The sequence below is a fragment of the Burkholderia sp. PU8-34 genome (genome assembly GCF_053427725.1).
This window is the reverse complement of sequence record NZ_JBSAXC010000005.1, coordinates 1-21763: the sequence shown is the minus strand read 5'-3', so window position 1 is coordinate 21763 and position 21763 is coordinate 1. Positions and strand designations below refer to the sequence as shown.

The window sequence follows — 21763 nt, the reverse complement described above, 5'->3', positions numbered from 1 at the left end:
CGGTCTTCCGGTCTTCCGGTCTGCCGGTCTGCCGGTCTGCCGGTCTGCCCGCCCCTCACGCGACCACCTTGCCCTTTTTGCCACCTGTTTAGTATTTTTAGTAAAAGCTCCGGCGCAGATTAGTGCTTTAAATCCGGGTATTTACGGATCACCCCCGATGATCAGGCACGAATTTCCCGATGCGTTTTACTATACAATCGCCGTCACCCTAAACAAATCCGGATCTCGAACGATGGGTACCACCATTCGCGACGTGGCGCGGGCGGCAGAGGTCTCGATCGGCACCGTGTCCCGCGCGCTGAAAAACCAGCCTGGCCTGTCCGAAACCACGCGCGCGCGCATCGTCGAGATCGCGCAGCGCCTCGGCTACGACTCCGCGCAGCTGCGGCCGCGCATCCGCCGGCTCACGTTCCTGCTGCACCGCCAGCACAACAGCTATCCCGCCAGCCCGTTCTTCTCGCACGTGCTGCACGGCGTCGAGGACGCGTGCCGCGAGCGCAGCATCGTGCCGACACTGCTCACCGTCGGTCCGAACGACGACGTGCTGCGCCAGATGCGCACGCACGCGCCCGATGCGATCGCGGTCGCCGGCTTCATCGAGCCGGAAACGGTCGAGGCGCTCGCCGCGACCGGCCGCCCGCTCGTGCTGATCGACCTGTGGGCGCCCGGGCTGCGCTCGGTCAACGTCGACAACGCGACCGGCGCCGCGCTCGCGATGCGACACCTGCTCGCCACCGGCCGCACGCGCATCGCATTCATCGGCGGCTCGCCCGCGCACTACAGCATCACGCAGCGCGCGATCGGCTACCGGCGCGCGTTCTTCGAGGCCGGACGGCTGTTCGATCCCGCCTACGAGGTGACGATCGACGCCGGACTCGACCCCGACACGGGCGCCGCGCGCGCGATGCAGCAGCTGCTCGACGCGCCATGCCCGCGCCCCGATGCGGTGTTCGCGTACAACGACGCAGCGGCGCTCGCCGCGCAGCGCGTATGCATCGCGCGCGGCCTGCGGGTGCCGGACGACATCGCGATCGTCGGCTTCGACGACATCCCGGCCGCCGCGCACGCGCATCCGCCGCTCACGACGCTCGCGGTCGACAAGGAAGCGCTCGGCCGCCGTGGCGTCGAGCTGCTGCTCGCCGAATCCCCCGAGCACACCGAGCTCTGCCTGCCCGTCGAGCTGATCGTCCGGGCCAGCAGCCAACCCGCCGCGTCGCCGGCATTCGCCACCACGGTCACCGAATCATGACTACGCCCCCGGCCCAATCCAGCCCGGCGATGCCGGCCGCGCACGCGCATCCGGCCCCGTTCGTCGAGAGCTTCCGCGATCCGTCGTTCCTGCTGTCGCACGTCGAGGACACGCTGCGCTTCTACGCGCCGAACGTGATCGACCCGACGGGCGGCTTCTACCACTACTTCCGCGACGACGGCAGCGTGTACAACCGCACGTCGCGGCACCTCGTGAGCAGTTGCCGGTTCGTCTTCAACTACGCGATGGCGTACCGGCACTTCGGCGATCCGCGCCATCTCGAGTACGCGCGCCACGGGCTGCGCTTCCTGCGCGACGCGCACTGGGACGACGAACTGAAGGGCTACGACTGGGAGCTCGACTGGCGCGACGGCGCGAAGCGCGCGACGCTCGACGGCACGCGGCACTGCTACGGGCTCGCGTTCGTGCTGCTCGCCGCCGCGCACGCGACGATGGCGGGCGTCGACGACGCGCGGCCGCTGATCGCCGCCACCTACGAGCTGGCCGAGCACCGCTTCTGGGATGCCGCCGCGGGCCTGTATGCGGACGACGCGACGCCGAACTGGATCGTGTCGAGCTACCGCGGCCAGAACGCGAACATGCACATGACCGAGGCGCTGCTCGCCGCGTACGAGGCGACCGGCCACCTCACCTACCTCGACCGCGCGGAAAAGCTCGCGACCCACATCACGCAGCGCCAGGCGACGCTGTCGGGCGGGCTCGTGTGGGAGCACTATCACGCGGACTGGTCGGTCGACTGGGACTACAACAAGGAAGACAGCTCGAACATCTTCCGGCCGTGGGGCTTCCAGCCCGGGCACCAGACGGAATGGGCGAAGCTGCTGCTGATCCTCGAGCGCCACCGCCCGCTCGACTGGCTCGTGCCACGCGCGGCCGAGCTGTTCGACGCGGCGCTCACGCACGCGTGGGACGCCGATCACGGCGGGCTCTGCTACGGCTTCGGCCCCGACTTCACGATCTGCGACCACAACAAGTATTTCTGGGTGCAGGCGGAAACCTTCGCGGCGGCCGCGATGCTCGGCGCGCGCACCGGCAGCGAACGCTTCTGGGACTGGTACGACGAGATCTGGCGCTACAGCTGGACGCATTTCGTCGACCACCGCTACGGCGCGTGGTACCGGATCCTCACGTGCGACAACCGCAAGTACAGCGACGAGAAAAGCCCCGCCGGCAAGACCGACTATCACACGATGGGCGCGTGCTACGACGTGCTCGCGACGCTCGCGCGCGCGGCGCGCAGTGAATCGACACAATGAGCAACACAATGAGCGGCGTAATGACGGGCGGTGCATTTCCGGCGTTCGTCTCCGCCGGCGACATCCTGACCGACATGGTGCGCACGGGCGACGCGCACTGGACGTCGGTGCCGGGCGGCGCCGGCTGGAACGTCGCGCGCGCGGTCGCACGGCTCGGCGTGCCGAGCGCGCTCGCGGGCGCGATCGGCGACGACTGCTTCTCCGACACGCTGTGGCACGCGAGCGACGCGGCCGGACTCGACCTGCGCTTCCTGCAGCGCGTCGCGCGTCCGCCGCTTCTGGCGATCGTCCACGAGACGCGGCCGCCCGCGTACTTCTTCATCGGCGAGGCCAGCGCCGATCTCGCGTTCGATCCCGCGCGCCTGCCGGCCGGCTGGGCCGACCACGTGCAGTGGGCGCACTTCGGCTGCATCAGCCTCGTGCGCGAGCCGCTCGCCGGCACGCTCGTCGCGCTCGCCGCCAGCCTGCACGCGCGCGGCGTGAAGATCAGCTTCGATCCGAACTTCCGGAACCTGATGACGGCCGCGTACCGGCCGACGCTCGAGAAAATGGCGGGCCTCGCAGACCTGATCAAGGTGTCCGACGAGGATTTGCGGCACCTGTTCGACGGCAGCAGCGAAGCCGACGCGATTGCGGCGCTGCGCGCGATGAATCCGCGCGCGACGCTGCTCGTCACGCGCGGTGCGCAGGCCGCGACGCTGTACGCGGACGGGGAGACTCACGAAGCGCGGCCGCCGCGCGTCGAAATCGCCGATACGGTCGGCGCGGGCGACGCGTCGATCGGCGGGTTGCTGTTCAGCCTGATGGCGGCGCCCGGCCGGCCGTGGCGCGCGCACCTCGCGTTCGCGCTTGCCGCCGGCGCCGCCGCGTGCCGCCATACGGGCGCGCACGCGCCGACGCTCGACGAGGTCGTCGCGCTGTTCGAAGACTGACGGGAAGCACTGTACAGGGTGCGGCGCAGTGCTAGGATGAAGTGTCCTATTGCGGGAGAAGCGGCATGGACACCAACACGTTCACGAAGGGCATCTACACGGCCAAGGCGCACACCCAGCATGCCGGCACCGGGCAGTTCCAGGGCTACGTGATCCTGACCCGGGACGACGGGGACGACACCGAGAACGTGCGCTACGACGTCCACACCACGAGCCCGAACGAGGAAGAAGCGTTCAACGAGGCGAAGGCGCTCGCGCACCGGATCCTCGGCGAAATCGAGCTGTGAGCGCGCTGCGGCCGACCTTTGACGCGCATCCGCGATGCCGCCGCCCGCGACGGGCGGGCGCGCCGCCCACCGCGAAAGGTGCGCCGCCGCGCGTCAGACGAGCCGCGCCACCATCGACACCAGCATCGTGATCACCAGCGTCGACATGAACGGAAACGGGTAACGCCGCGTGCCGAGCGTCAGCGTCACGTCGCCCGGCAGCCGCCCGACGCCGAGCTTGCCGAGCCACGGCCAGCAGCGCGTGAGGATCATCACCGCGATGAACGACGCCATCAGCCAGCGCAGCATGGTCAGAGCGCGTGCGAGCGATCGCCGCGCGCGAACGCGTCGAGCGTGCCGTCGATGCCGCGCGAAAACGCGATCACCTTGAACAGCTCGCCCATTTCCGCTTCCGAAATCAGCTTCTGCACCGCGTTCGCGGCGGGCAGGAACTGCGTGATGTCGGACGGATCGATCGCGGCGAGCGCGTCGGTGACCCCGGCATTCAGCAGGAAGCGCGCCTGCGACGTATAGCCGAGCAGGTCCGCGCCGGTCGCGACGCCGGCTTCGTAGATGCCGGAGAATTCGACGTGCGCGGTGATGTCCTGCAGCCCCGGGTACAGGAACGGATCGTCGTGCGCGCGGTGGCGGTAGTGGCACATCAGCGTGCCGCGGTCGCGCTGCGGATGGTAGTACTCGTGCGCGGGAAAGCCGTAGTCGATCAGCAGCACCGCGCCGCGCGCGAGCATCGTGCAGACCGTGCGGGTGAACGCGAGCGCCGCCTCGTGCGTCTCGGTCACATAGCCGTCGGCGGCATCGAGCGTCGCGAGCACCGGCGGCAGCCCGGCCGGCCCGACCGGCCGGTCGTCGAACACGAACGTCTGCCGCGCGTCGAGCGCGACGCCGCGCTCGTGCCACGCGCCGTCCGCCTTCGCGAACAGCCGCACCGGCATCGCATCGAGCACCTCGTTGCCGACGACGACGCCCTCGAACCGCTCCGGCAGCGCGTCGAGCCATCGTACCTTCGACGCGAGGGCCGGCGCGGCGGCCTCGATCGTGTCGCGCTGCCGCTCGCGCAGCTCGCCGGACAGGTCGACGATCAGGTATTCGTCGACCTCGGCTTCGAGCGCGTCGAGCGACACGAGCAGCCCGGCCGCGAGCTTGCCGGTGCCGGCGCCGAATTCCATCACGCGGCGCGTGCCGCTCGCCGCGAGCGCCTCGGCGACCGGCCGCGCGAGCGTCTGCGCGAACAGGGGCGACAGCTCGGGCGCGGTGACGAAGTCGCTGCCGTCCTCGGCGCGGCGGCCGAACTTGCGCGCGCCGCCGCTGTAATAGCCGAGGCCCGGCGCGTACAGCGCGGTCTCCATGAAGCGGGCAAACGGCAGCCAGCCGCCGGCCGCCGCGATCTCGCCGCGCAGTTGTGCGGCAAGCGTTTCGGACTGCGCAAGCGCGTCGGGGCCGGGAGCAGGTAAACTAGCGGGTTCGTGAGCTTTCGGGTTCATCCCGGCATTGTAAATGACCGTTTCAGCCGATACGTCGCCCGCGCGCGTGGTGCTCATCGCGGGCGCCGCGGGCAGCGCCGCCGACGCCGCGTCCATCGGGCGCGCGCTCGCGACGGGGTTCGCCCGCCGCGGCTGGGACGTCGCGCTGCAGCGCGGCCCCGGCGCGCCGCGCGCGGCGGCCGACGCGCTCGCCGCCGAGGTCGGCGCGCTCGGGCATCGCGCGGCCGTGCTCGATGCCGATCTGGCCCTCGAAGCCGACGCAGCGGGACTCGTCGCGGCCTGCGGCACGGCGCTCGGCCGGCCGGCGTGCGTCGTGTTCCACAGCGCGCCGGCGGGCGCCGACGACGCGCACTCGGTGAGCCATGCGTCGCTCGCCGACGCGCTGGCGCGCAACGTCGCCGCGCCGCTCGCGTTGGCCCGGGCGCTCGAAGCCGCGACGCCGGACGCCGCGCGCGCCGACGAAGCGCTGCGCGCGTGCGCGGTCCACGTGCTGGACCAGGCGCTGTTTCACCCGGCGCCCGGGCAGCTGTCGCACGCGCTGATGCAGGCCGCGCTGAACCGCGCGACCGCCGCGCTGGCGCTCGAACTCGCACCGAAGGTGCGCGTCGCGGCGCTGGTGCGCGGACACGCGCCGCACGTCGACGACATCGCGGCGGCGGCCTGTTACCTGGCGGACGCGTCCGGCATCACCGGCGCGACGCTGACCGTCGACGGCGGCGAGCACCTGGTGCCGCCCGCCGCCGACCCGAATGAACCACGCGGGCGCACGCCATGACGGCCGCCGCCCGCGCCGCTTTGCGTGCGCGCACGCCAATTTGACTGGAACGACCATGCTTTCCGCTCTCCTGCACCCCCGCCTCGCGGATTGCCGCAGGCTCTACCTGCGCGACTACGAGGTGCACATCAACATCGGGGCATTCGAACACGAGAAGCGCGGCGAGCAGCGCGTCGTCATCAATGTCGACCTGTTCGTGCCGCTCTCGCTCAGCACCCCCGTCGACGACCGGTTGCACGAAGTCGTCGACTACGATCTGATGAAGCAGAGCGTCGCGCAGTGCGTCGCACGCGGCCACATCCATCTGCAGGAGACGCTGTGCGACGCCATCGCCGCGCACCTGCTGTCGCACGAAGCCGTGCGCGCGGTACGCGTCTGTACCGAGAAACCGGACGCCTATCCGGACTGCGACGCCGTCGGCGTCGAAGTCTTTCGCATCAAGGACGAGGAGCGCGCATGAACGCCCCCCACATCCCCAATCTGAATGAAGCGGCGGCCGATGCCGCGGCGGCCGATGCCGCGGCGGTCGATGCCGCGGCGGTCGACACCGAGGCGGTCGACACCGCAGCCGTCGATGCCGCAGCCGATGCCGCCCCCGTCGAAGCCGGCGAAGCCCCCCAGGCCGGCACCGGCCGCCGCGCGCTGACGCGCCGCGAGCAGAAGGAAGCGTACGAGAACAACAAGCTGTTCAAGCGCATCGTGCGCCAGGTCGGCCAGGCGATCGGCGACTACAACATGATCGAGCACGGCGACAAGGTGATGGTCTGCCTGTCGGGCGGCAAGGACAGCTACGCGATGCTCGACGTGCTGCTGCGCCTGCGCGAGCGCGCGCCGATCGACTTCGACATCGTCGCGGTCAACCTCGACCAGAAGCAGCCGGGCTTCCCCGAGCACGTGCTGCCCGAGTACCTGACGCAGATCGGCGTGCCGTTCCATATCGAGAACCAGGACACGTACAGCATCGTCAAGCGCCTCGTGCCCGAGGGCAAGACGACCTGCTCGCTGTGCTCGCGGCTGCGCCGCGGGATCCTGTACCGCGTAGCGGGCGAGCTCGGCGCGACCAAGATCGCGCTCGGCCACCACCGCGACGACATCGTGCAGACGCTGCTGCTGAACATGTTCTACGGCGGCAAGCTGAAGGGGATGCCGCCGAAGCTGCAGTCGGACGACGGCAAGAACGTCGTGATCCGCCCGCTCGCGTACGTGAAGGAAACCGATCTGGAAAAGTACGCGGAGCTGCGCGAATTCCCGATCATCCCGTGCAACCTGTGCGGCAGCCAGCCGAACCTGAAGCGCGCGGAGATGAAGGCGCTGATCCGCGAGTGGGACAAGCGCTTCCCGGGCCGCGTCGACAACATGTTCAGCGCGCTCGCGAACGTCGTGCCGTCGCACCTGATGGACACGAACCTGTTCCCGTTCGCGTCGCTGCGCGCGACCGGCCAGGCCGACCCGCAGGGCGACATCGCGTTCGACGAGGAACCGTGCTCGACGGGCGACGATGCGGTCGCGCCGGGCGCGGCCCGGCCGATCTCGATCGTCCAGTTCGACGATCTTTGAGACGGCCGCCGGAGCGGGTGCCAGGACGCCCGCTCCGGTTCCGCCAACCTTGCGCGGCGGGCCTCGAGGGGCGGAACGTCCATGCTAAAATGATTGGCTTCGAACTCTTCTGACACGCTGGCGCCATGAATATCGTGATTTTGGCGGCAGGCACCGGCAAGCGCATGCGTTCCGCGCTGCCGAAGGTGCTTCATCCCCTGGCCGGCAGGCCGCTCCTCTCCCACGTCATCGCCACCGCGCGCGCGCTGCAGCCGTCCCGGCTGGTCGTCGTCGTCGGTCATGGCGCCGAGCAGGTGCAGACAGCCGTGGCCGCGCCCGACGTGCAGTTCGCGGTGCAGGCCGAGCAGCTCGGCACCGGCCATGCGGTGCGCCAGGCGCTGCCGCTCCTCGATCCCGCTCAGCCGACCCTCGTGCTGTACGGCGACGTGCCGCTCACCCGCGTGTCCACGCTCGAGCGCCTCGTCGACGCGGCGCGCGAAGGCCGCTACGGCATTCTGACGGTCACGCTCGACAATCCGACCGGCTACGGCCGCATCGTGCGCGACGCCGCCGGCTTCGTCACGCGCATCGTCGAGCAGAAGGATGCGTCGGCCGACGAGCTGAAGATCGCCGAGATCAACACCGGCATCGTCGTCACGCCGACCGCGCAGCTCGCAATGTGGCTCGGCGCGCTGAACAACGACAACGCGCAGGGCGAGTACTACCTGACCGATGTCGTCGAACTCGCGATCGACGCCGGCTTCGAAGTCGTCACCGCACAGCCGGACGCCGAATGGGAAACGCTCGGCGTGAACAGCAAGGCGCAGCTCGCGGAGCTCGAGCGCATCCACCAGCGCAACGTCGCCGACACGCTGCTCGCCGACGGCGTGACGCTCACCGATCCGGCGCGGCTCGACGTGCGCGGCACGCTGCGCTGCGGCCGCGACGTGTCGATCGACGTCAACTGCGTGTTCGAAGGCAACGTGACGCTCGCCGACAACGTGACGATCGGCGCGAACTGCGTGATCCGCAACGCGTCGGTCGGCGCCGGCACGCGCATCGACGCGTTCACGCACATCGACGGCGCCGAGCTCGGCGCGCATACCGTGATCGGCCCGTACGCGCGGCTGCGCCCGGGCGCGCAGCTCGCGGACGAAGCGCACGTCGGCAACTTCGTCGAGGTGAAGAACGCGGTGATCGGCCACGGCTCGAAGGCGAACCACCTCACGTACATCGGCGACGCCGACATCGGCGCGCGCGTGAACATCGGCGCGGGTACGATCACCTGCAACTACGACGGCGCGAACAAGTTCCGCACCGTGATCGAGGACGATGTGTTCGTCGGCTCCGATACGCAATTCGTCGCGCCGGTGCACGTTGGCCGTGGCGTGACGATCGCCGCCGGCACGACGATCTGGAAAGACGTCGCCGACGGCGTTCTCGCATTGAACGAGAAGACGCAGACCGCGAAGAGCGGCTACGTCCGACCGGTCAAGAAGAAGAGCTGAAAACAGCATGCGGGCGCGGCACGGCGCCCGCTTTGACATAGAGGGTAGATTTCCATGTGCGGCATTGTCGGCGCAGTTGCGCAGCGTAATATCGTTCCGGTGCTGATCGAAGGTCTGCGGCGCCTTGAATACCGAGGCTACGATTCGTGCGGCGTTGCCGTGCTCGAGCCGAATGCGCCGAAACGCGCGCGCAGCGTCGCGCGCGTTTCCGATCTCGACGCGCAGGTGCGCGAAACCGGCCTCGACGGCGGCACCGGCATCGCGCACACGCGCTGGGCGACGCACGGCGCGCCCGTCACGCACAATGCCCACCCGATCTTCTCGTCGGACGCGCTCGCGCTCGTCCACAACGGCATCATCGAGAACTTCGAGCCGCTGCGCGACGCGCTGCGCGCGAAGGGCTACGACTTCGTATCGCAGACCGACACCGAAGTGATCGCGCACCTCGTGCACAGCCTGTACCGCGGCGACCTGTTCGCCGCCGTGCGCGAAGCCGTGCAGCAGCTGCACGGCGCCTATGCGATCGCGGTGATCCACAAGGACCAGCCGCACACGGTCGTCGGCGCGCGCCAGGGCTCCCCGCTCGTCGTCGGCTACGGCGACGGCGAGAACTTCCTCGCATCCGACGCGCTCGCGCTCGCGGGCAGTACCGACCACTTCACGTTCCTCGAGGAAGGCGACGTCTGCGAACTGTCGCGCGACGGCGTGAAGATCGTCGACCGCCACGGCGCGGCGGCCAAGCGTGAAGTGCGCGTCGTCAGCGCGTACGGCGGCGCGGTCGAGCTTGGGCCCTATCGCCACTTCATGCAGAAGGAAATCTTCGAGCAGCCGCGCGCGATCAGCGACACGGTGCCGCAAACCGAAGGCTTCGACGCGACGCTGTTCGGCGACGCGGCGAGCGCCGCGTTCGCGGACATCGACAGCCTGCTGATCCTCGCGTGCGGCACGAGCTACTACTCGGGCCTCACCGCGAAATACTGGCTCGAATCGATCGCGAAGATCCCGACCCAGGTCGAGATCGCGAGCGAGTACCGCTACCGCGAATCGGTGCCGAACCCGCGCCAGCTCGTGCTGGTGATCTCGCAGTCGGGCGAAACGGCCGACACGCTCGCGGCGCTCAAGCACGCGCAGTCGCTCGGCCACACGCACACGCTCGCAGTCTGCAATGTCGCGACGAGCGCGATGGTGCGCCTCACCGAGCTGCAGTTCCTGACGCACGCGGGCACCGAGATCGGCGTCGCGTCGACGAAGGCGTTCACGACGCAGCTCGTCGCGCTGTTCGTGCTGGCCGCGACGCTCGGCAAGCTGCGCGGTCACGTCGACGCCGCGCTCGAAGCCGAATTCCTGAAGCAGCTGCGCCACCTGCCGGCCGCGCTGAACAGCGTGCTCGCGCTCGAGCCGCAGATCATCGCGTGGGCGGAAGAATTCGCGCGCAAGGAAAACGCGCTGTTCCTCGGCCGCGGGCTGCACTATCCGATCGCGCTCGAAGGCGCGCTGAAGCTGAAGGAAATCTCGTACATCCACGCCGAGGCGTACCCGGCCGGCGAACTGAAGCACGGCCCGCTCGCGCTCGTCACCGAAGCGATGCCGGTCGTCACGGTGGCGCCGAACGATGCGCTGCTCGAGAAGCTCAAGTCGAACATGCAGGAAGTGCGCGCGCGCGGCGGCGAGCTGTACGTGTTTGCAGACGCCGACACGCACATCGTCAACGACGAAGGCCTGCACGTGATCCGGATGCCCGAGCACTACGGCCAGCTGTCGCCGATCCTGCACGTCGTGCCGTTGCAGCTGCTCGCGTATCACACGGCGTGCGCGCGCGGCACGGACGTCGACAAGCCGCGGAACCTCGCGAAGTCGGTGACGGTGGAATAAGCGGCGCGGCAAGCCTGTTGCACCGCCGACGTGAAAGACGGAGATAGCATGGTGAGACTGATTGGATGCGGGTTGCTGGCGCTCACGTTCGCGTCGTCGGGCTGGGCCGCCGAGCATTACGTCGAGGTCTGGAATCCGCCCGAGGCGCGCGCATCGGCGCCCCGGTCGCCGGTGAGCCATGCTCCCGATGCGCATGCGGCGGCACCGGCGAAGCACGCCGCCACCCAGCCGAAGGCGGCTGCGAAACTCCACAAGCACCGTGTCGTGCAAACCGCGCAGACGCTGAAGACACTGAAGACGGGCGCGCATCGGATGCCGGCGCCGGGCGCGACGCCCGCCGGCGCACCGACGGCTCGGCCCGTCGCGCAGCCTGCGCCGGGCCGGCTGACGGTCATGCAGCCCGATGTGCAGGACACGCCGCGTGGCCTCGCGTATTCCGACATCCCGCGGCAATATACGCCGGACGGCAACGTGCTGCGGGTGGGCACGCGCAACGGACCAGCCGAGGTGGCACGATAATGGAAGCGGAAACCTATTACGGCTACCAGATCTGGGGCCACGCGATCCTGCAGCAGGACGAGATCCTGCAGCCGGAGCGCTTCGCGGCAAGCGGAACGATCACGCAGCACAACAAGCTCGTCGAGGCGTCGGGCGTGCTCGGTGTATTCGACACCGAGGACGAGGCACGCGTCGCCGGGCTCGAGTGGGCCCGCGCGTGGATCGACAACCATCGCTGAGCGCAGGCGCGCCGGCGGCGCGCGGCGTGGCCGATCGCGGTCTTCAATGAAACAAGGGGCGTCCGAGGACGCCCCTTGTTTCATTCAGGCTCGAGCGGTGAAGCGGCGAATCAGGAATCAGGCGGCCTGCCGCGGCGGCTGCACCGCGCTCTGCGGCCGGCCGACGAGTCGCGCCAGCACGACGATTGCCGCCAGCGTCCCGAGGTACGCGGCAATCTGGATGCCCGCCGGACGCGCGGTATAGCCGATCAGCGTATGCAATGCCTTGCCGACGATGCTCGTGTCCTTGAGCAGCCACGACGTATCCCACACCGCATCGCCCCACGACGGCACGAGACCGGCCGCCAGCAGGAAGCCGACGCACTGGCTCGCCATCCCCGCCGCGAGCAGCACGATCAGCCCGTTGGTGACGGAAAAGAGGCGCTTGAGCGGAATCCGCAGCAGGCCCGCGTACATCGCGTAGCCGAGCCCGGCGCCGCCGAGCACGCCGAGCAGCCCGCCCGCGATCATCTGCGGCGTCTGCCCCGGGTCGCCCGCCGCGATGCCGTACAGGAACAGCACGGCCTCCGAGCCTTCGCGCAGCACCGCGACGCCGACGACGATCGCGAGCCCGGTCAGCGGCTTGCTGCCGGCTGCGACGGCCCGGCCGACCGCGGTCATGTGCAGCGCCATCTCGCGGCCATGCTTGCTCATCCAGATGCTGTGCCACGCGAGCATCAGCGTCGCGACGAACATCACGCCCGCGTTGAACACCTCCTGCCCCATCCCGGACGCCCATTGCGAGATCACGTCGGCGAACGCCGCGATCAGGCCCGCGCCGATCACGCCGCCGACGAGCCCGCTGCCGACCCACCAGCCGCGCCGCGGCACGCCCTTCGTGGCGGCCATCACGATCGAGACCACCAGCGCGGCCTCGAGCACTTCACGAAAGACGATCAGGGCGGTAGACAACATGGCGGTATCCGCTTACTTGACGGTCAGGTGCGTCTTCGACTGGTCTTCGTGGTACTCGTCGTGGAACTCGTACGTGCCGGCCTTCAGCGGCCCGACCAGGATTTCGGCCGACTTGCCGGCGGGAATCACCTTCTCCGCCTTGAAGTCGTCGCTCTCGAATTCGGCAGGCGTCGCGTCGAGGTTCTTCACGACGAACTTGACCTTCTTGCCGGCCGGAATCGTCACGCCTTCGGGCGAAAACTTGTGGTCCTTCAGGGTCAGGTTGACGACGTCGTCGGCGGCGAATGCGGTTGCCGACGCGCCCAGCAGGGCCAGCGCAAAGCCGAAAGCGAAACGGTTCATGGTCAGGAGGGGGAAATGATTTTGACAGAGACTGATATTAAGATCGATTCGCATTTCCACATCGAATGCCCTTATTCGCATAATGGGGATCGCGCCGCATACTGTTTCGCAACCCATTGTCCGGAAAGGAATTTTCCAATGGGCTGCGGCGCCTTGAAACGGTCAATCCGGCTAAATACCGACTGACGATCGGGCCGGCACTCCAATTCGTCTGATTACCGCTTTACGAATTGCTGTCTGAATGCGAATGCCGCGCACGGTATCCTGCCCATCGGTGCGCACGCTTGACCTTCCCATCGTGGCAAGCTTCATGCTGTGCGCGTTCGTCAACTCTGGAGGGAATGATGGAATTCGAAGTTCAGGACATGACCTGCGGCGGATGCGCAAACGCGATCACCCGTGCAGTGACCGCGGCCGATCCCGGCGCGAAGCTCGACATCGACGTCGCCGCGAAACGCGTGACGATCGAATCGACGCAATCCGCGCAGCAGGTGCAGTCGATCATCGAAGCCGCAGGCTTCCATCCGGCGCTGCGCGCCGCGTAACGCGTAACGCGGCGTCACGCGCAATTCGCAGCGCCCGCGCGACACGCTGCGCAGGTGCCGGGCCGATCGGGCCAGATCCGGCCGAATGAGGCCAGATCCCGGCCTCACTCGGCCGCGTGCGCGCCGCATCCTGCTGCGGCGCGCACGCGCACCGGCTCAACGCAGCCGCACGAGCGTCGATTTCAACTCCGTGTATTTCTCGAGCGCGTGCAGCGACTTGTCGCGGCCGTTGCCCGACTGCTTGTAGCCGCCGAACGGGAAGTTCATGTCGCCGCCTTCGTCGTAGCAGTTCACCCACACGGTGCCCGCGCGCAGGCGGCGCGATACTTCGTGCGCGGTCGTCAGGTTCGACGTCCACACGGCGGCCGCCAGGCCGTATTCGGAGTCGTTCGCGATGCGCACCGCCTCGTCGACGTCGTCGAACACGATCACCGACAGCACCGGCCCGAAGATCTCCTCGCGCGCGATCTTCGCGTCGGGCTTCACCTCGAACACCGTCGGCTCGACGTAGAAGCCGCCCGTCTCTTCCTTCACCCGTGCGCCGCCCGTCACGAGCCGGCCTTCGTTGCGCCCCGCCTCGATGTAGCCGAGCACGCGCTCGAGCTGGATGCCGTCGACGATCGCGCCCATCGACGCCGCCGGGTCGAGCGGATTGCCGGGCACGTAAGCGCGCGCGGCCGCGACCAGCTTCTCGATGAACACGTCCTTGATGTCGCGATGCACGAGCAGGCGCGAACCCGCGGTACACATCTCGCCCATGTTGTAGAAGATCGCGCCGGCCGCGGCCTGCGCCGCGCGATCGAGATCCGGACAATCCGGCAGCACGATGTTCGGCGACTTGCCGCCCAGCTCGAGCCACACGCGCTTCAGGTTCGATTGCGCGGCGTACTGCATGATCAGCTTGCCGACCGCCGTCGACCCCGTGAACGCGACGCAGTCGACGTCGCGATGCAGCGCGAGCAGCTTGCCCGGCTCGCCGGCGCCCGGCACGACGTTGAACACGCCCGCCGGGATGCCGGCTTCGTGCGCGAGCTGCGCGACCTTGATCGCGGTCAGCGGCGACTTCTCGGACGGCTTCAGCACGACGCTGTTGCCGGCCGCGAGCGCGGGGCCGAATTTCCACGCTGCCATCAGGATCGGGAAGTTCCACGGCACGACCGCCGCGACGACGCCGATCGGCTCGCGCGTGACGAGCCCGACGAGATGATGGTCGGCCGGCGCGACTTCGCCGCCGACCTTGTCGATCGCTTCGGCGAACCATTCGACGCAATACGCGGCGCCCGGCACGTCGACCGTCGTCGTGTCGCCGATCGGCTTGCCCGCGTCGAGCGTCTCGAGAAGCGCCAGCTCGTCGAGATGCTCGCGCATCAGCGCCGCCCAGCGCAGCAGCACCGCCTTGCGCGCGCGCGGGTTCAGCCCCGCCCACACCTGCGCGTCGAAGGCGCGGCGCGCGGCCGCGACGGCGGCATCGACGTCCGCCTCGCCGCAATCGGCGACCTTCGCGAGCACGCGGCCGTCGATCGGGCTCACGCAGTCGAACGTCTTGCCCGCGTGCGCGTCGCGCCACGCGCCGTCGATGAATGCGCGCCCTTCGATTGCGAGCGACGCTGCCTTGTCTTGCCAGTCAGCCAAAGTCAACTTGTTCATCAGGATGCCTCAATGTTGAGTCATTCACCGTCCGATGCGGTGCGCCCACGGCACGGCCGGCGGCGAATGCGGTGACGCGCGGTCAGAAGGTCGGCGGCGAATTGGCCGAGACGACCTCGCAGATCTGCTCCGCGCTGGGATTGCGAAAACGATGCGGCAAACGGCTTTCGAAGTAGTAGCCGTCTCCGGGGTCGAGCAGCCAGGTCGCGCCGTCGACGGTGAGTTCGAGCCGGCCCGACACGACGACGCCGCCTTCGTGGCCGGCATGCGCGAGCATCTCGGGACCGGTGTCGGCCTGCGGCTGGTAGATCTCGCGCATGATGCACATGTTGCGGTCCTTCACGCCCGCGCCGACGAGATGAAACGCGAGCGCGTCGTTGCCGAGGTTCGGCATCTCGTCGCGGCGCGACACGACCGTGCGCGATTCGACGAGCTCGAACGTGAAGAATTCCGCGAGGCTCATCGGAATGCATTCGAGCAGCTTCTTCAGCGAGCCGACCGACGGGCTCACGCGGCCCTGTTCGATCAGCGAGATCGTGCCGTTGGTCACGCCGGCCCGCTTCGCGAGCTCGCGCTGCGACAGGCCATGCTTGTTGCGCACGAAGCGCAGGCGCTCGGCGACTTCGGTGGACATCGATTCGGTTTCGGACACGATAAGTGCGATGAAAAAGAGAAGCGACGCATGGAACGGCCGTTGAATATTCTAATCACTTTATCGCGTATATTGACGGGGAAAACCCTGAAAGGCGTTCGAAATAATGAACACCTGCGGCGTCATTCCGTTTACGTATCTTTTATTCGCAGTGCTTCGGGAAAGCCCTGATGCAGGACCGTTAAAAAACATTTGACGCCGTTTTTGGCTCGTATATGCTGGCTCTCAGGTCAGCGTCATCCGATCGTCATAAGCAACGAATCGCGTTATTGCAGCGCAAAAATTGATGCTTATCGATGTAAATGAAGCCCGGCCGATGCCTCGATTATTTAAACGCCCTCGGCGTTCTAACGATCAGGTGTTCAATACTTTCAACAAACCAGTCGAGTGTAATCGTGAGAGTCCGTGGCCCTCTGGTGAGGTGGGATCGAGGCGATGCGCGAAGTTCGCGCAGCGCGGCGCCCCCTTCCGACGGCAGTTGCGGCTGGCATAGTCCTCGCCTGCATCTGTCGATCTACACCATCCTGTCCCGTCGTTCCGTCCGTCGTCACAACGCCGTCTCCGCGCGCGCGTTCGTCGCGATCCATACCGACGAAGTGGCGTCGCTGCTGCCATAGCGCCTCTCCCCTCTTCACGTCGTCCGTTTCGTTTGCGTTGCCAGCATCACGTCTGCCGTGTCGCATGACCGGTGACGGATCGCGTTCGCGCGTGCATTGCCGCGCGCGGCAATGCACCACGAAACGGACGCCGGCCTGATCGTCGCGCGCAGCATGAATCGCCCACGGATTCCCGCTGCGCCCATTCGTCAGCGGCCTTGCGCGTTGCGCACGGCTGCGGGGCAGTGTCGCGCCTGCAACTGGCGCAAGCCGAGTCCGGCTTGCCTCGACCGCAACGCGCCGCGGCCTGTTTAGGCAACCTGATTGACGCCATGGAAAGCAAACCCCTCGTCGGCCTCACCGCCGACTACACGCAAATCGGCGCGCACGCGTCGCACACCGTCGGCGACAAGTACGTCGCGGCCGTCGTCGACGGCGCGCACGCGCTCGCGATGGTGCTGCCCGCGCTCGGCGAACGCCAGTCGGTCGACGACATCCTCGACGCCGTCGACGGCCTGTTGTTTACCGGCAGCTATTCGAACGTCGAGCCGCATCGTTACGGCGGCGAACCGAGCGCACCCGGCACCAAGCACGATGCCGCGCGCGACGCGACGACGCTGCCGCTGCTGCGCGCGGCGATCGCCGCCGGCGTGCCGGTGCTCGCCGTCTGCCGCGGCTTCCAGGAACTGAACGTCGCATACGGCGGCACGCTGCACCAGCGCGTGCATGAAGTGCCGGGCTTCGACGATCACCGCGAGGACGACGACGCGCCGATGGATACGCAATACGGCCCCGCGCACGTCGTGCGCCTGACGCCTGGCGGCAAGCTGCACGCGCTCGCCGGCGGCCGCGATGAAGTGCACGTGAACTCGCTGCACAAGCAGGGCATCGCGCAGCTCGGCTCCGGCCTTGCCGTCGAGGCCGCCGCGCCGGACGGCCTGATCGAGGCCGTGAGCGTCGCCGACGCACCGGCATTCGCACTCGCCGTGCAGTGGCATCCCGAATGGCGGCATGCGCAGGACCCGCTGTCGAGCGCGATCTTCCGCGCCTTCGGCGACGCCTGCCGCGCCCGCCACCATGCCCGCACGAGCGCCACGGCCGCCGCCGCGCTCGCCTGAGCGCGCCGCCTAACAAACGAGAACAGACATGCAAGACATCGACGAATTTCTGAAGAAACACCGGATCACCGAGATCGAAGCGATCATTCCCGACATGGCCGGCATCGCGCGCGGCAAGATCACGCCGCGCAACAAGTTCACGTCCGGCGAATCGATGCGCCTGCCGCAAGCCGTGATGGTGCAGACCGTCACCGGCGAATATCCGGAGGACGGCTCGCTCACCGGCGTCACCGATCCGGACATGGTGTGCGTGCCCGACACGTCGACGATCCGCCTGATTCCGTGGGCAGTCGACCCGACCGCGCAGGTGATCCACGACTGCGTGCATTTCGACGGCTCGCCCGTCGAGATCTCGCCGCGCTACGTGCTGCGCCGCGTGCTCGACCTGTACAAGGCGAAGGGCTGGAAGCCCGTCGTCGCGCCCGAGCTCGAGTTCTACCTGGTCGACATGAACAAGGACCCGGACCTGCCGCTGCGTCCGCCGGTCGGCCGCACGGGCCGTCCGGAAACGGGCCGCCAGTCGTACTCGATCGAGGCCGTCAACGAGTTCGATCCGCTGTTCGAGGACATCTACGAGTACTGCGAATCGCAGAATCTCGACATCGACACGCTGATCCACGAGGTCGGCGCCGCGCAGATGGAGATCAACTTCATGCACGGCGACGCGCTGTCGCTCGCGGACCAGGTGTTCCTGTTCAAGCGCACGGTGCGTGAAGCGGCGCTGCGCCACAACATGTACGCGACGTTCATGGCGAAGCCGATGGAAGACGAGCCTGGCTCGGCGATGCACGTGCACCAGAGCATCGTCGACGAGGAAACGGGCCAGAACCTGTTCACGTCGAAGGAGACGGGCGGCGCGACGTCGCTGTTCTACAACTATCTCGCCGGCCTGCAGAAGTACACGCCGGCGCTGATGCCGATCTTCGCGCCGTACATCAACTCGTACCGCCGGCTGTCGCGCTTCATGGCCGCGCCGATCAACGTGCAGTGGGGCTACGACAACCGCACGGTCGGCTTCCGCATCCCGCACTCGGGCCCGGCGGCACGCCGCATCGAGAACCGCATCCCGGGCGTCGACTGCAACCCGTACCTCGCACTCGCCGCGACGCTCGCCGCCGGCTACCTCGGGATGACGCAGCGGCTGGAACCGACCGAGCCGCTCGTCAGCGACGGCTATTCGCTGCCGTACCAGCTGCCGCGCAACCTCGAGGAAGGCCTGACGCTGATGGCCGCGTGCGAGCCGCTCGGCGAGATCCTCGGCCCCAAGTTCCTGAAGGCGTATTTCGCGCTGAAGGAAACCGAATACGAAGCGTTCTTCCGCGTGATCAGCTCGTGGGAACGCCGCCATCTTCTGCTGCACGTCTGAGCGTGCGCAACCGCAATCCGGAGGAAACATGACTTACCGCACCGAATCAGCCTGGATCCAGCCCGCCGCACCGGCAGCCCGCACGACCCAGGCGCGCACCACGGCCGAATACCGCGCGCTCGACGCCGCGCACCACATCCACCCGTTCTCCGACATGGGCGCGCTCAACCGCGCGGGCAGCCGCGTGATCGTGAAGGCCGACGGTGTCTACCTGTGGGACTCGGACGGCAACAAGATCATCGACGGGATGGCCGGCCTGTGGTGCGTGAACGCCGGCTATGGCCGCAAGGAGCTCGCCGACGCCGCGTACCGGCAACTGCAGGAACTGCCGTTCTACAACACGTTCTTCAAGACGACGCACCCGCCCGTCATCGAACTGTCGGCGATGCTCGCCGAAGTGACGCCGCCGGGCTTCAACCACTTCTTCTATTGCAACAGCGGCTCGGAAGGCAACGACACCGTGCTGCGTCTCGTGCACCAGTACTGGCGCGTGCAGGGCAAGCCGCAGAAGAAATTCGTGATCTCGCGCAAGAACGGCTACCACGGCTCGACGATCGCGGGCGGCACGCTCGGCGGGATGGGCTACATGCACGAGCAGATGCCGTCGAAGGTCGAGCACATCGTGCACATCGACCAGCCGTACTTCTTCGGCGAAGCGGAAGCGGGCGTGACGCCCGAAGCGTTCGGCCTCGCACGCGCGCAGCAGCTCGAAGCGAAGATCCTCGAGCTCGGCGCGGAGAACGTCGCTGCGTTCATCGGCGAGCCGTTCCAGGGCGCGGGCGGCGTGATCTTCCCGCCGTCGACGTACTGGCCGGAAATCCAGCGGATCTGCCGCAAGTACGACATCCTGCTCGTGGCGGACGAAGTGATCGGCGGCTTCGGCCGCACCGGCGAATGGTTCGCGCACCAGCACTTCGGCTTCGAGCCGGACCTGATCACGATGGCGAAGGGCCTGACGAGCGGCTACGTGCCGATGGGCGCGGTCGGCATCCATGAGCGCGTCGCGCGCCCGATCATCGACAACGGCGAGTTCAACCACGGCCTCACGTATTCGGGCCACCCGGTCGCGGCGGCGGTCGCGGTCGCGAACCTGAAGCTGCTGCGCGACGAAGGCATCATCGAGCAGGTGAAGACCGATACCGGCCCGTACTTCCAGGCGCTGATGCGCGAGACCTTCGCGCGCCATCCGATCATCGGTGAAGTGCACGGCCACGGCCTCGTCGCGAGCCTGCAGCTTGCGGAAGCACCGGCCGAACGGCGCCGCTTCAAGAACGGCGGCGACGTCGGCACGATCTGCCGCGACTTCTGCTTCAACGGCAACCTGATCATGCGCGCGACCGGCGACCGGATGCTGCTGTCGCCGCCCCTCGTGATCTCCCGCCAGGAGATCGACGAACTCGTGTCGAAGGCGAAGAGAGCCGTCGATGCGACCGCCCAGCAACTGGGTCTTTCGTAACGGCTTTGCTTACGGGCGGCGGCGGGCGCCGCACGCCCACATAACCCTAGGGAAACCACCATGCGTGCTCGTCATCTTCGCCAAGCCTGTTCTGCCGCCGCCCTTGCTGCCGCGGCCGCGTTCACGTCCGTCGCCAGCCCGCCCGTGCAAGCCGCCGACGAGCTGAACGTCTACAACTGGTCGGACTACATCGCGCCCGACACGATTCCGAACTTCCAGAAGCAGACCGGCATCCACGTCAAGTACGACAACTACGACAGCGATGACACGCTTCAGGCGAAGCTGCTTGCCGGCAGCTCGGGCTACGACATCGTCGTGCCGACGTCGAACTACATGGCCAAGCAGATCCAGGCGGGCGTCTACCAGAAGCTCGACAAGTCGAAGTTGCCGAACCTCGCGAACCTCGACCCGCTGCTGATGAAGATGATCTCGGACGCGGATCCGGGCAACCAGTACGGCGTGCCCTGGGCGTACGGCACGGACGGCATCGGCTACAACGTGCAGGCCGTGAAGAAGGCGCTCGGCGACAATGCGCCGGTCGACAGCTGGGCACTCGTGTTCGACCCCGCGAACCTGTCGAAGCTGAAGGGTTGCGGCGTGTCGTTCCTCGACCAGGCCGTCGACGTGTTCGCGGCAACGCTGCAGTACATGGGCAAGAACCCGAACAGCACGAACCCGGCCGACTACCAGGCGGCCTTCGAAGTCCTGAAGAAAGTCCGCCCGTACATCACCCAGTTCAACTCGTCGGGCTACATCAACGACCTCGCGAACAACGATGTCTGCGTCGCGGTCGGCTGGTCGGGGGACGTCGGCATCGCACACCGCCGCTCGTCGGAGGCGAAGCGCTCGTACGACATCAAGTTCTCGAACCCGAAGGAAGGCGGCCTGCTGTGGTTCGACGTGATGGTGATCCCGAAGGACGCGCCGCACGCCGAGGCTGCACTGAAGTGGATCAACTACATCGAGGATCCGAAGGTCAACGCGGCGATCACCAACACGGTGTTCTATCCGACCGCGAACAAGGCCGCGCACCCGTTCGTGACGCCGGCCGTCGCGCAGGACCCGACCGTGTATCCGCCCGAAGAAGTGCTGAAGAAGATGACGCTGATGAAGCCGATGCCGGCCGACATCCTGCGCCTCCAGAACCGCCTGTGGGCGCAATTGAAGACCGGCCACTGACCGCAACGCATGCACGCGGTGCAGGAATCGCTCGATACCTGCCCGCATGACTGACGCGGACGACCGTCCGCCCGCGCGCGAAGCGCGCACGCTCCACCCGGCACGAGCCGTTTTTCGCGAGTCGCATCCTGCGCCTCGCGCGGGGACGCTCACGCCTGCAATCCGTGATGAACGAATGGTGAAACCCATGCAATCGATACCCTCTTCCGCAGCCGCACGCCATGCGCAGCCGGCCGCCACGGCCCGCACGAAGA

23 protein-coding genes are annotated in these 21763 nt (G+C 67.8%); 17 read left to right on the top strand and 6 right to left on the bottom strand.

All coding sequences use genetic code 11. The annotated features are described in order from the left end of the window. The first annotated feature begins 232 nt into the window (after nt 1-232). The 4 genes from ACV22Z_RS14135 (at nt 233) to ACV22Z_RS14120 (ending at nt 3745) form a co-directional block, all read left to right on the top strand. Nucleotides 233-1249 (top strand): LacI family DNA-binding transcriptional regulator, encoded by a 1017-nt coding sequence (locus tag ACV22Z_RS14135; protein ID WP_448076923.1) that lies wholly within the window; start codon nt 233-235, stop codon nt 1247-1249. After that, a complete protein-coding gene (locus ACV22Z_RS14130) occupies nt 1246-2526 on the top strand; it encodes an AGE family epimerase/isomerase (protein ID WP_448076922.1) in 1281 nt (426 codons plus the stop codon). The genes ACV22Z_RS14135 and ACV22Z_RS14130 overlap by 4 nt, the downstream gene beginning before the upstream one ends. 20 nt (nt 2527-2546) lie before the next feature. Then, entirely contained in the window at nt 2547-3458 is a 912-nt protein-coding gene (locus ACV22Z_RS14125) for a carbohydrate kinase family protein (RefSeq protein WP_448077283.1), read from the top strand. 65 nt (nt 3459-3523) lie between these two features. Continuing rightward, nucleotides 3524-3745 (top strand): hypothetical protein, encoded by a 222-nt coding sequence (locus tag ACV22Z_RS14120; RefSeq protein ID WP_448076921.1) that lies wholly within the window; start codon nt 3524-3526, stop codon nt 3743-3745. A 93-nt stretch (nt 3746-3838) separates the two neighbouring features. On the opposite strand, the gene ACV22Z_RS14115 is transcribed toward ACV22Z_RS14120, so the two are convergent. Together ACV22Z_RS14115 and ACV22Z_RS14110 are read right to left on the bottom strand one after the other, a co-directional pair. Then, on the bottom strand, nt 3839-4033 hold the full coding sequence (locus ACV22Z_RS14115) for a DUF2905 domain-containing protein (protein ID WP_448076920.1): 195 nt from the start codon (nt 4031-4033) through the stop codon (nt 3839-3841). Between the two features lie 2 nt (nt 4034-4035). Then, nucleotides 4036-5226, bottom strand: a complete 1191-nt coding sequence (locus ACV22Z_RS14110; protein WP_448076919.1) for a class I SAM-dependent methyltransferase — start codon at nt 5224-5226, stop codon at nt 4036-4038. A gap of 13 nt (nt 5227-5239) precedes the next feature. Between ACV22Z_RS14110 and ACV22Z_RS14105 the strand changes: the two genes are divergently transcribed. The 7 genes from ACV22Z_RS14105 (at nt 5240) to ACV22Z_RS14075 (ending at nt 11654) form a co-directional block, all read left to right on the top strand. Continuing rightward, entirely contained in the window at nt 5240-6001 is a 762-nt protein-coding gene (locus ACV22Z_RS14105) for an SDR family oxidoreductase (RefSeq protein WP_448076918.1), read from the top strand. Between the two features lie 55 nt (nt 6002-6056). Further along, nucleotides 6057-6461, top strand: a complete 405-nt coding sequence (locus tag ACV22Z_RS14100) for a dihydroneopterin aldolase (RefSeq protein WP_448077282.1) — start codon at nt 6057-6059, stop codon at nt 6459-6461. Beyond that, the gene (ttcA, locus tag ACV22Z_RS14095) at nt 6458-7558 is read left to right on the top strand and encodes a tRNA 2-thiocytidine(32) synthetase TtcA (protein ID WP_448076917.1); all 1101 of its coding nucleotides are present in this window, start codon (nt 6458-6460) and stop codon (nt 7556-7558) included. The genes ACV22Z_RS14100 and ttcA overlap by 4 nt, the downstream gene beginning before the upstream one ends. Nucleotides 7559-7683: 125 nt before the next feature. Further along, the gene (glmU, locus tag ACV22Z_RS14090; RefSeq protein WP_448076916.1) at nt 7684-9045 is read left to right on the top strand and encodes a bifunctional UDP-N-acetylglucosamine diphosphorylase/glucosamine-1-phosphate N-acetyltransferase GlmU; all 1362 of its coding nucleotides are present in this window, start codon (nt 7684-7686) and stop codon (nt 9043-9045) included. Between the two features lie 54 nt (nt 9046-9099). Beyond that, complete coding sequence (gene glmS / locus ACV22Z_RS14085) at nt 9100-10917, top strand: glutamine--fructose-6-phosphate transaminase (isomerizing) (RefSeq protein ID WP_448076915.1); 1818 nt, start codon at nt 9100-9102, stop codon at nt 10915-10917. 48 nt (nt 10918-10965) lie between these two features. Then, nucleotides 10966-11436, top strand: coding sequence for a hypothetical protein (locus ACV22Z_RS14080; RefSeq protein WP_448076914.1), 471 nt, complete (start codon nt 10966-10968; stop codon nt 11434-11436). Continuing rightward, nucleotides 11436-11654 carry a hypothetical protein gene (locus ACV22Z_RS14075; protein WP_448076913.1) on the top strand — a complete coding sequence of 73 codons (219 nt, stop codon included), beginning with the start codon at nt 11436-11438 and terminating at the stop codon, nt 11652-11654. The genes ACV22Z_RS14080 and ACV22Z_RS14075 overlap by 1 nt, the downstream gene beginning before the upstream one ends. Nucleotides 11655-11771: 117 nt before the next feature. On the opposite strand, the gene ACV22Z_RS14070 is transcribed toward ACV22Z_RS14075, so the two are convergent. Continuing rightward, nucleotides 11772-12608 (bottom strand): FTR1 family iron permease, encoded by an 837-nt coding sequence (locus tag ACV22Z_RS14070; RefSeq protein WP_448076912.1) that lies wholly within the window; start codon nt 12606-12608, stop codon nt 11772-11774. 12 nt (nt 12609-12620) lie between these two features. Continuing rightward, on the bottom strand, nt 12621-12950 hold the full coding sequence (locus ACV22Z_RS14065; RefSeq protein ID WP_448076911.1) for a cupredoxin domain-containing protein: 330 nt from the start codon (nt 12948-12950) through the stop codon (nt 12621-12623). A gap of 344 nt (nt 12951-13294) precedes the next feature. On the opposite strand from ACV22Z_RS14065, the gene ACV22Z_RS14060 reads away from it, so the two are divergent. Then, a complete protein-coding gene (locus tag ACV22Z_RS14060; RefSeq protein ID WP_448076910.1) occupies nt 13295-13495 on the top strand; it encodes a heavy-metal-associated domain-containing protein in 201 nt (66 codons plus the stop codon). A 156-nt stretch (nt 13496-13651) separates the two neighbouring features. Here ACV22Z_RS14060 and ACV22Z_RS14055 read toward each other — a convergent pair whose 3' ends face one another. Beyond that, nucleotides 13652-15142: an aldehyde dehydrogenase gene (locus ACV22Z_RS14055; protein ID WP_448076909.1), complete on the bottom strand. Its 1491-nt coding sequence runs from the start codon at nt 15140-15142 to the stop codon at nt 13652-13654. Nucleotides 15143-15224: 82 nt separating this feature from the next. Then, nucleotides 15225-15776: a cupin domain-containing protein gene (locus ACV22Z_RS14050; RefSeq protein ID WP_448076908.1), complete on the bottom strand. Its 552-nt coding sequence runs from the start codon at nt 15774-15776 to the stop codon at nt 15225-15227. 413 nt (nt 15777-16189) lie between these two features. Between ACV22Z_RS14050 and ACV22Z_RS14045 the strand changes: the two genes are divergently transcribed. The 5 genes from ACV22Z_RS14045 (at nt 16190) to ACV22Z_RS14025 (ending at nt 21509) form a co-directional block, all read left to right on the top strand. Then, on the top strand, nt 16190-16411 hold the full coding sequence (locus ACV22Z_RS14045) for a hypothetical protein (RefSeq protein WP_346778735.1): 222 nt from the start codon (nt 16190-16192) through the stop codon (nt 16409-16411). Between the two features lie 311 nt (nt 16412-16722). Next, on the top strand, nt 16723-17508 hold the full coding sequence (locus tag ACV22Z_RS14040) for a gamma-glutamyl-gamma-aminobutyrate hydrolase family protein (protein WP_448076907.1): 786 nt from the start codon (nt 16723-16725) through the stop codon (nt 17506-17508). Nucleotides 17509-17536: 28 nt separating this feature from the next. After that, entirely contained in the window at nt 17537-18874 is a 1338-nt protein-coding gene (locus ACV22Z_RS14035) for a glutamine synthetase family protein (protein ID WP_448076906.1), read from the top strand. A 28-nt stretch (nt 18875-18902) separates the two neighbouring features. Beyond that, entirely contained in the window at nt 18903-20330 is a 1428-nt protein-coding gene (locus ACV22Z_RS14030; RefSeq protein ID WP_448076905.1) for an aspartate aminotransferase family protein, read from the top strand. A gap of 60 nt (nt 20331-20390) precedes the next feature. Next, nucleotides 20391-21509: a polyamine ABC transporter substrate-binding protein gene (locus ACV22Z_RS14025; RefSeq protein WP_448076904.1), complete on the top strand. Its 1119-nt coding sequence runs from the start codon at nt 20391-20393 to the stop codon at nt 21507-21509. The last annotated feature ends 254 nt before the right edge of the window (nt 21510-21763 follow it).

What these genes read in the sequence shown, in the direction of transcription:
- ACV22Z_RS14115 (WP_448076920.1), bottom strand. Translation starts at nt 4,033, where the DNA reads ATGCTGCGCTGGCTGATGGCGTCGTTCATCGCGGTGATGATCCTCACG.
- ACV22Z_RS14105 (WP_448076918.1), top strand. Translation starts at nt 5,240, where the DNA reads ATGACCGTTTCAGCCGATACGTCGCCCGCGCGCGTGGTGCTCATCGCG.
- ACV22Z_RS14135 (WP_448076923.1), top strand. Translation starts at nt 233, where the DNA reads ATGGGTACCACCATTCGCGACGTGGCGCGGGCGGCAGAGGTCTCGATC.
- ACV22Z_RS14125 (WP_448077283.1), top strand. Translation starts at nt 2,547, where the DNA reads ATGACGGGCGGTGCATTTCCGGCGTTCGTCTCCGCCGGCGACATCCTG.
- ACV22Z_RS14040 (WP_448076907.1), top strand. Translation starts at nt 16,723, where the DNA reads ATGGAAAGCAAACCCCTCGTCGGCCTCACCGCCGACTACACGCAAATC.
- ACV22Z_RS14055 (WP_448076909.1), bottom strand. Translation starts at nt 15,142, where the DNA reads ATGAACAAGTTGACTTTGGCTGACTGGCAAGACAAGGCAGCGTCGCTC.
- ACV22Z_RS14025 (WP_448076904.1), top strand. Translation starts at nt 20,391, where the DNA reads ATGCGTGCTCGTCATCTTCGCCAAGCCTGTTCTGCCGCCGCCCTTGCT.
- ACV22Z_RS14035 (WP_448076906.1), top strand. Translation starts at nt 17,537, where the DNA reads ATGCAAGACATCGACGAATTTCTGAAGAAACACCGGATCACCGAGATC.
- ACV22Z_RS14110 (WP_448076919.1), bottom strand. Translation starts at nt 5,226, where the DNA reads ATGAACCCGAAAGCTCACGAACCCGCTAGTTTACCTGCTCCCGGCCCC.
- glmU (WP_448076916.1), top strand. Translation starts at nt 7,684, where the DNA reads ATGAATATCGTGATTTTGGCGGCAGGCACCGGCAAGCGCATGCGTTCC.
- ACV22Z_RS14060 (WP_448076910.1), top strand. Translation starts at nt 13,295, where the DNA reads ATGGAATTCGAAGTTCAGGACATGACCTGCGGCGGATGCGCAAACGCG.
- ACV22Z_RS14030 (WP_448076905.1), top strand. Translation starts at nt 18,903, where the DNA reads ATGACTTACCGCACCGAATCAGCCTGGATCCAGCCCGCCGCACCGGCA.
- ttcA (WP_448076917.1), top strand. Translation starts at nt 6,458, where the DNA reads ATGAACGCCCCCCACATCCCCAATCTGAATGAAGCGGCGGCCGATGCC.
- ACV22Z_RS14100 (WP_448077282.1), top strand. Translation starts at nt 6,057, where the DNA reads ATGCTTTCCGCTCTCCTGCACCCCCGCCTCGCGGATTGCCGCAGGCTC.
- ACV22Z_RS14075 (WP_448076913.1), top strand. Translation starts at nt 11,436, where the DNA reads ATGGAAGCGGAAACCTATTACGGCTACCAGATCTGGGGCCACGCGATC.
- ACV22Z_RS14130 (WP_448076922.1), top strand. Translation starts at nt 1,246, where the DNA reads ATGACTACGCCCCCGGCCCAATCCAGCCCGGCGATGCCGGCCGCGCAC.
- ACV22Z_RS14120 (WP_448076921.1), top strand. Translation starts at nt 3,524, where the DNA reads ATGGACACCAACACGTTCACGAAGGGCATCTACACGGCCAAGGCGCAC.
- ACV22Z_RS14080 (WP_448076914.1), top strand. Translation starts at nt 10,966, where the DNA reads ATGGTGAGACTGATTGGATGCGGGTTGCTGGCGCTCACGTTCGCGTCG.
- ACV22Z_RS14050 (WP_448076908.1), bottom strand. Translation starts at nt 15,776, where the DNA reads ATGTCCACCGAAGTCGCCGAGCGCCTGCGCTTCGTGCGCAACAAGCAT.
- glmS (WP_448076915.1), top strand. Translation starts at nt 9,100, where the DNA reads ATGTGCGGCATTGTCGGCGCAGTTGCGCAGCGTAATATCGTTCCGGTG.
- ACV22Z_RS14070 (WP_448076912.1), bottom strand. Translation starts at nt 12,608, where the DNA reads ATGTTGTCTACCGCCCTGATCGTCTTTCGTGAAGTGCTCGAGGCCGCG.
- ACV22Z_RS14065 (WP_448076911.1), bottom strand. Translation starts at nt 12,950, where the DNA reads ATGAACCGTTTCGCTTTCGGCTTTGCGCTGGCCCTGCTGGGCGCGTCG.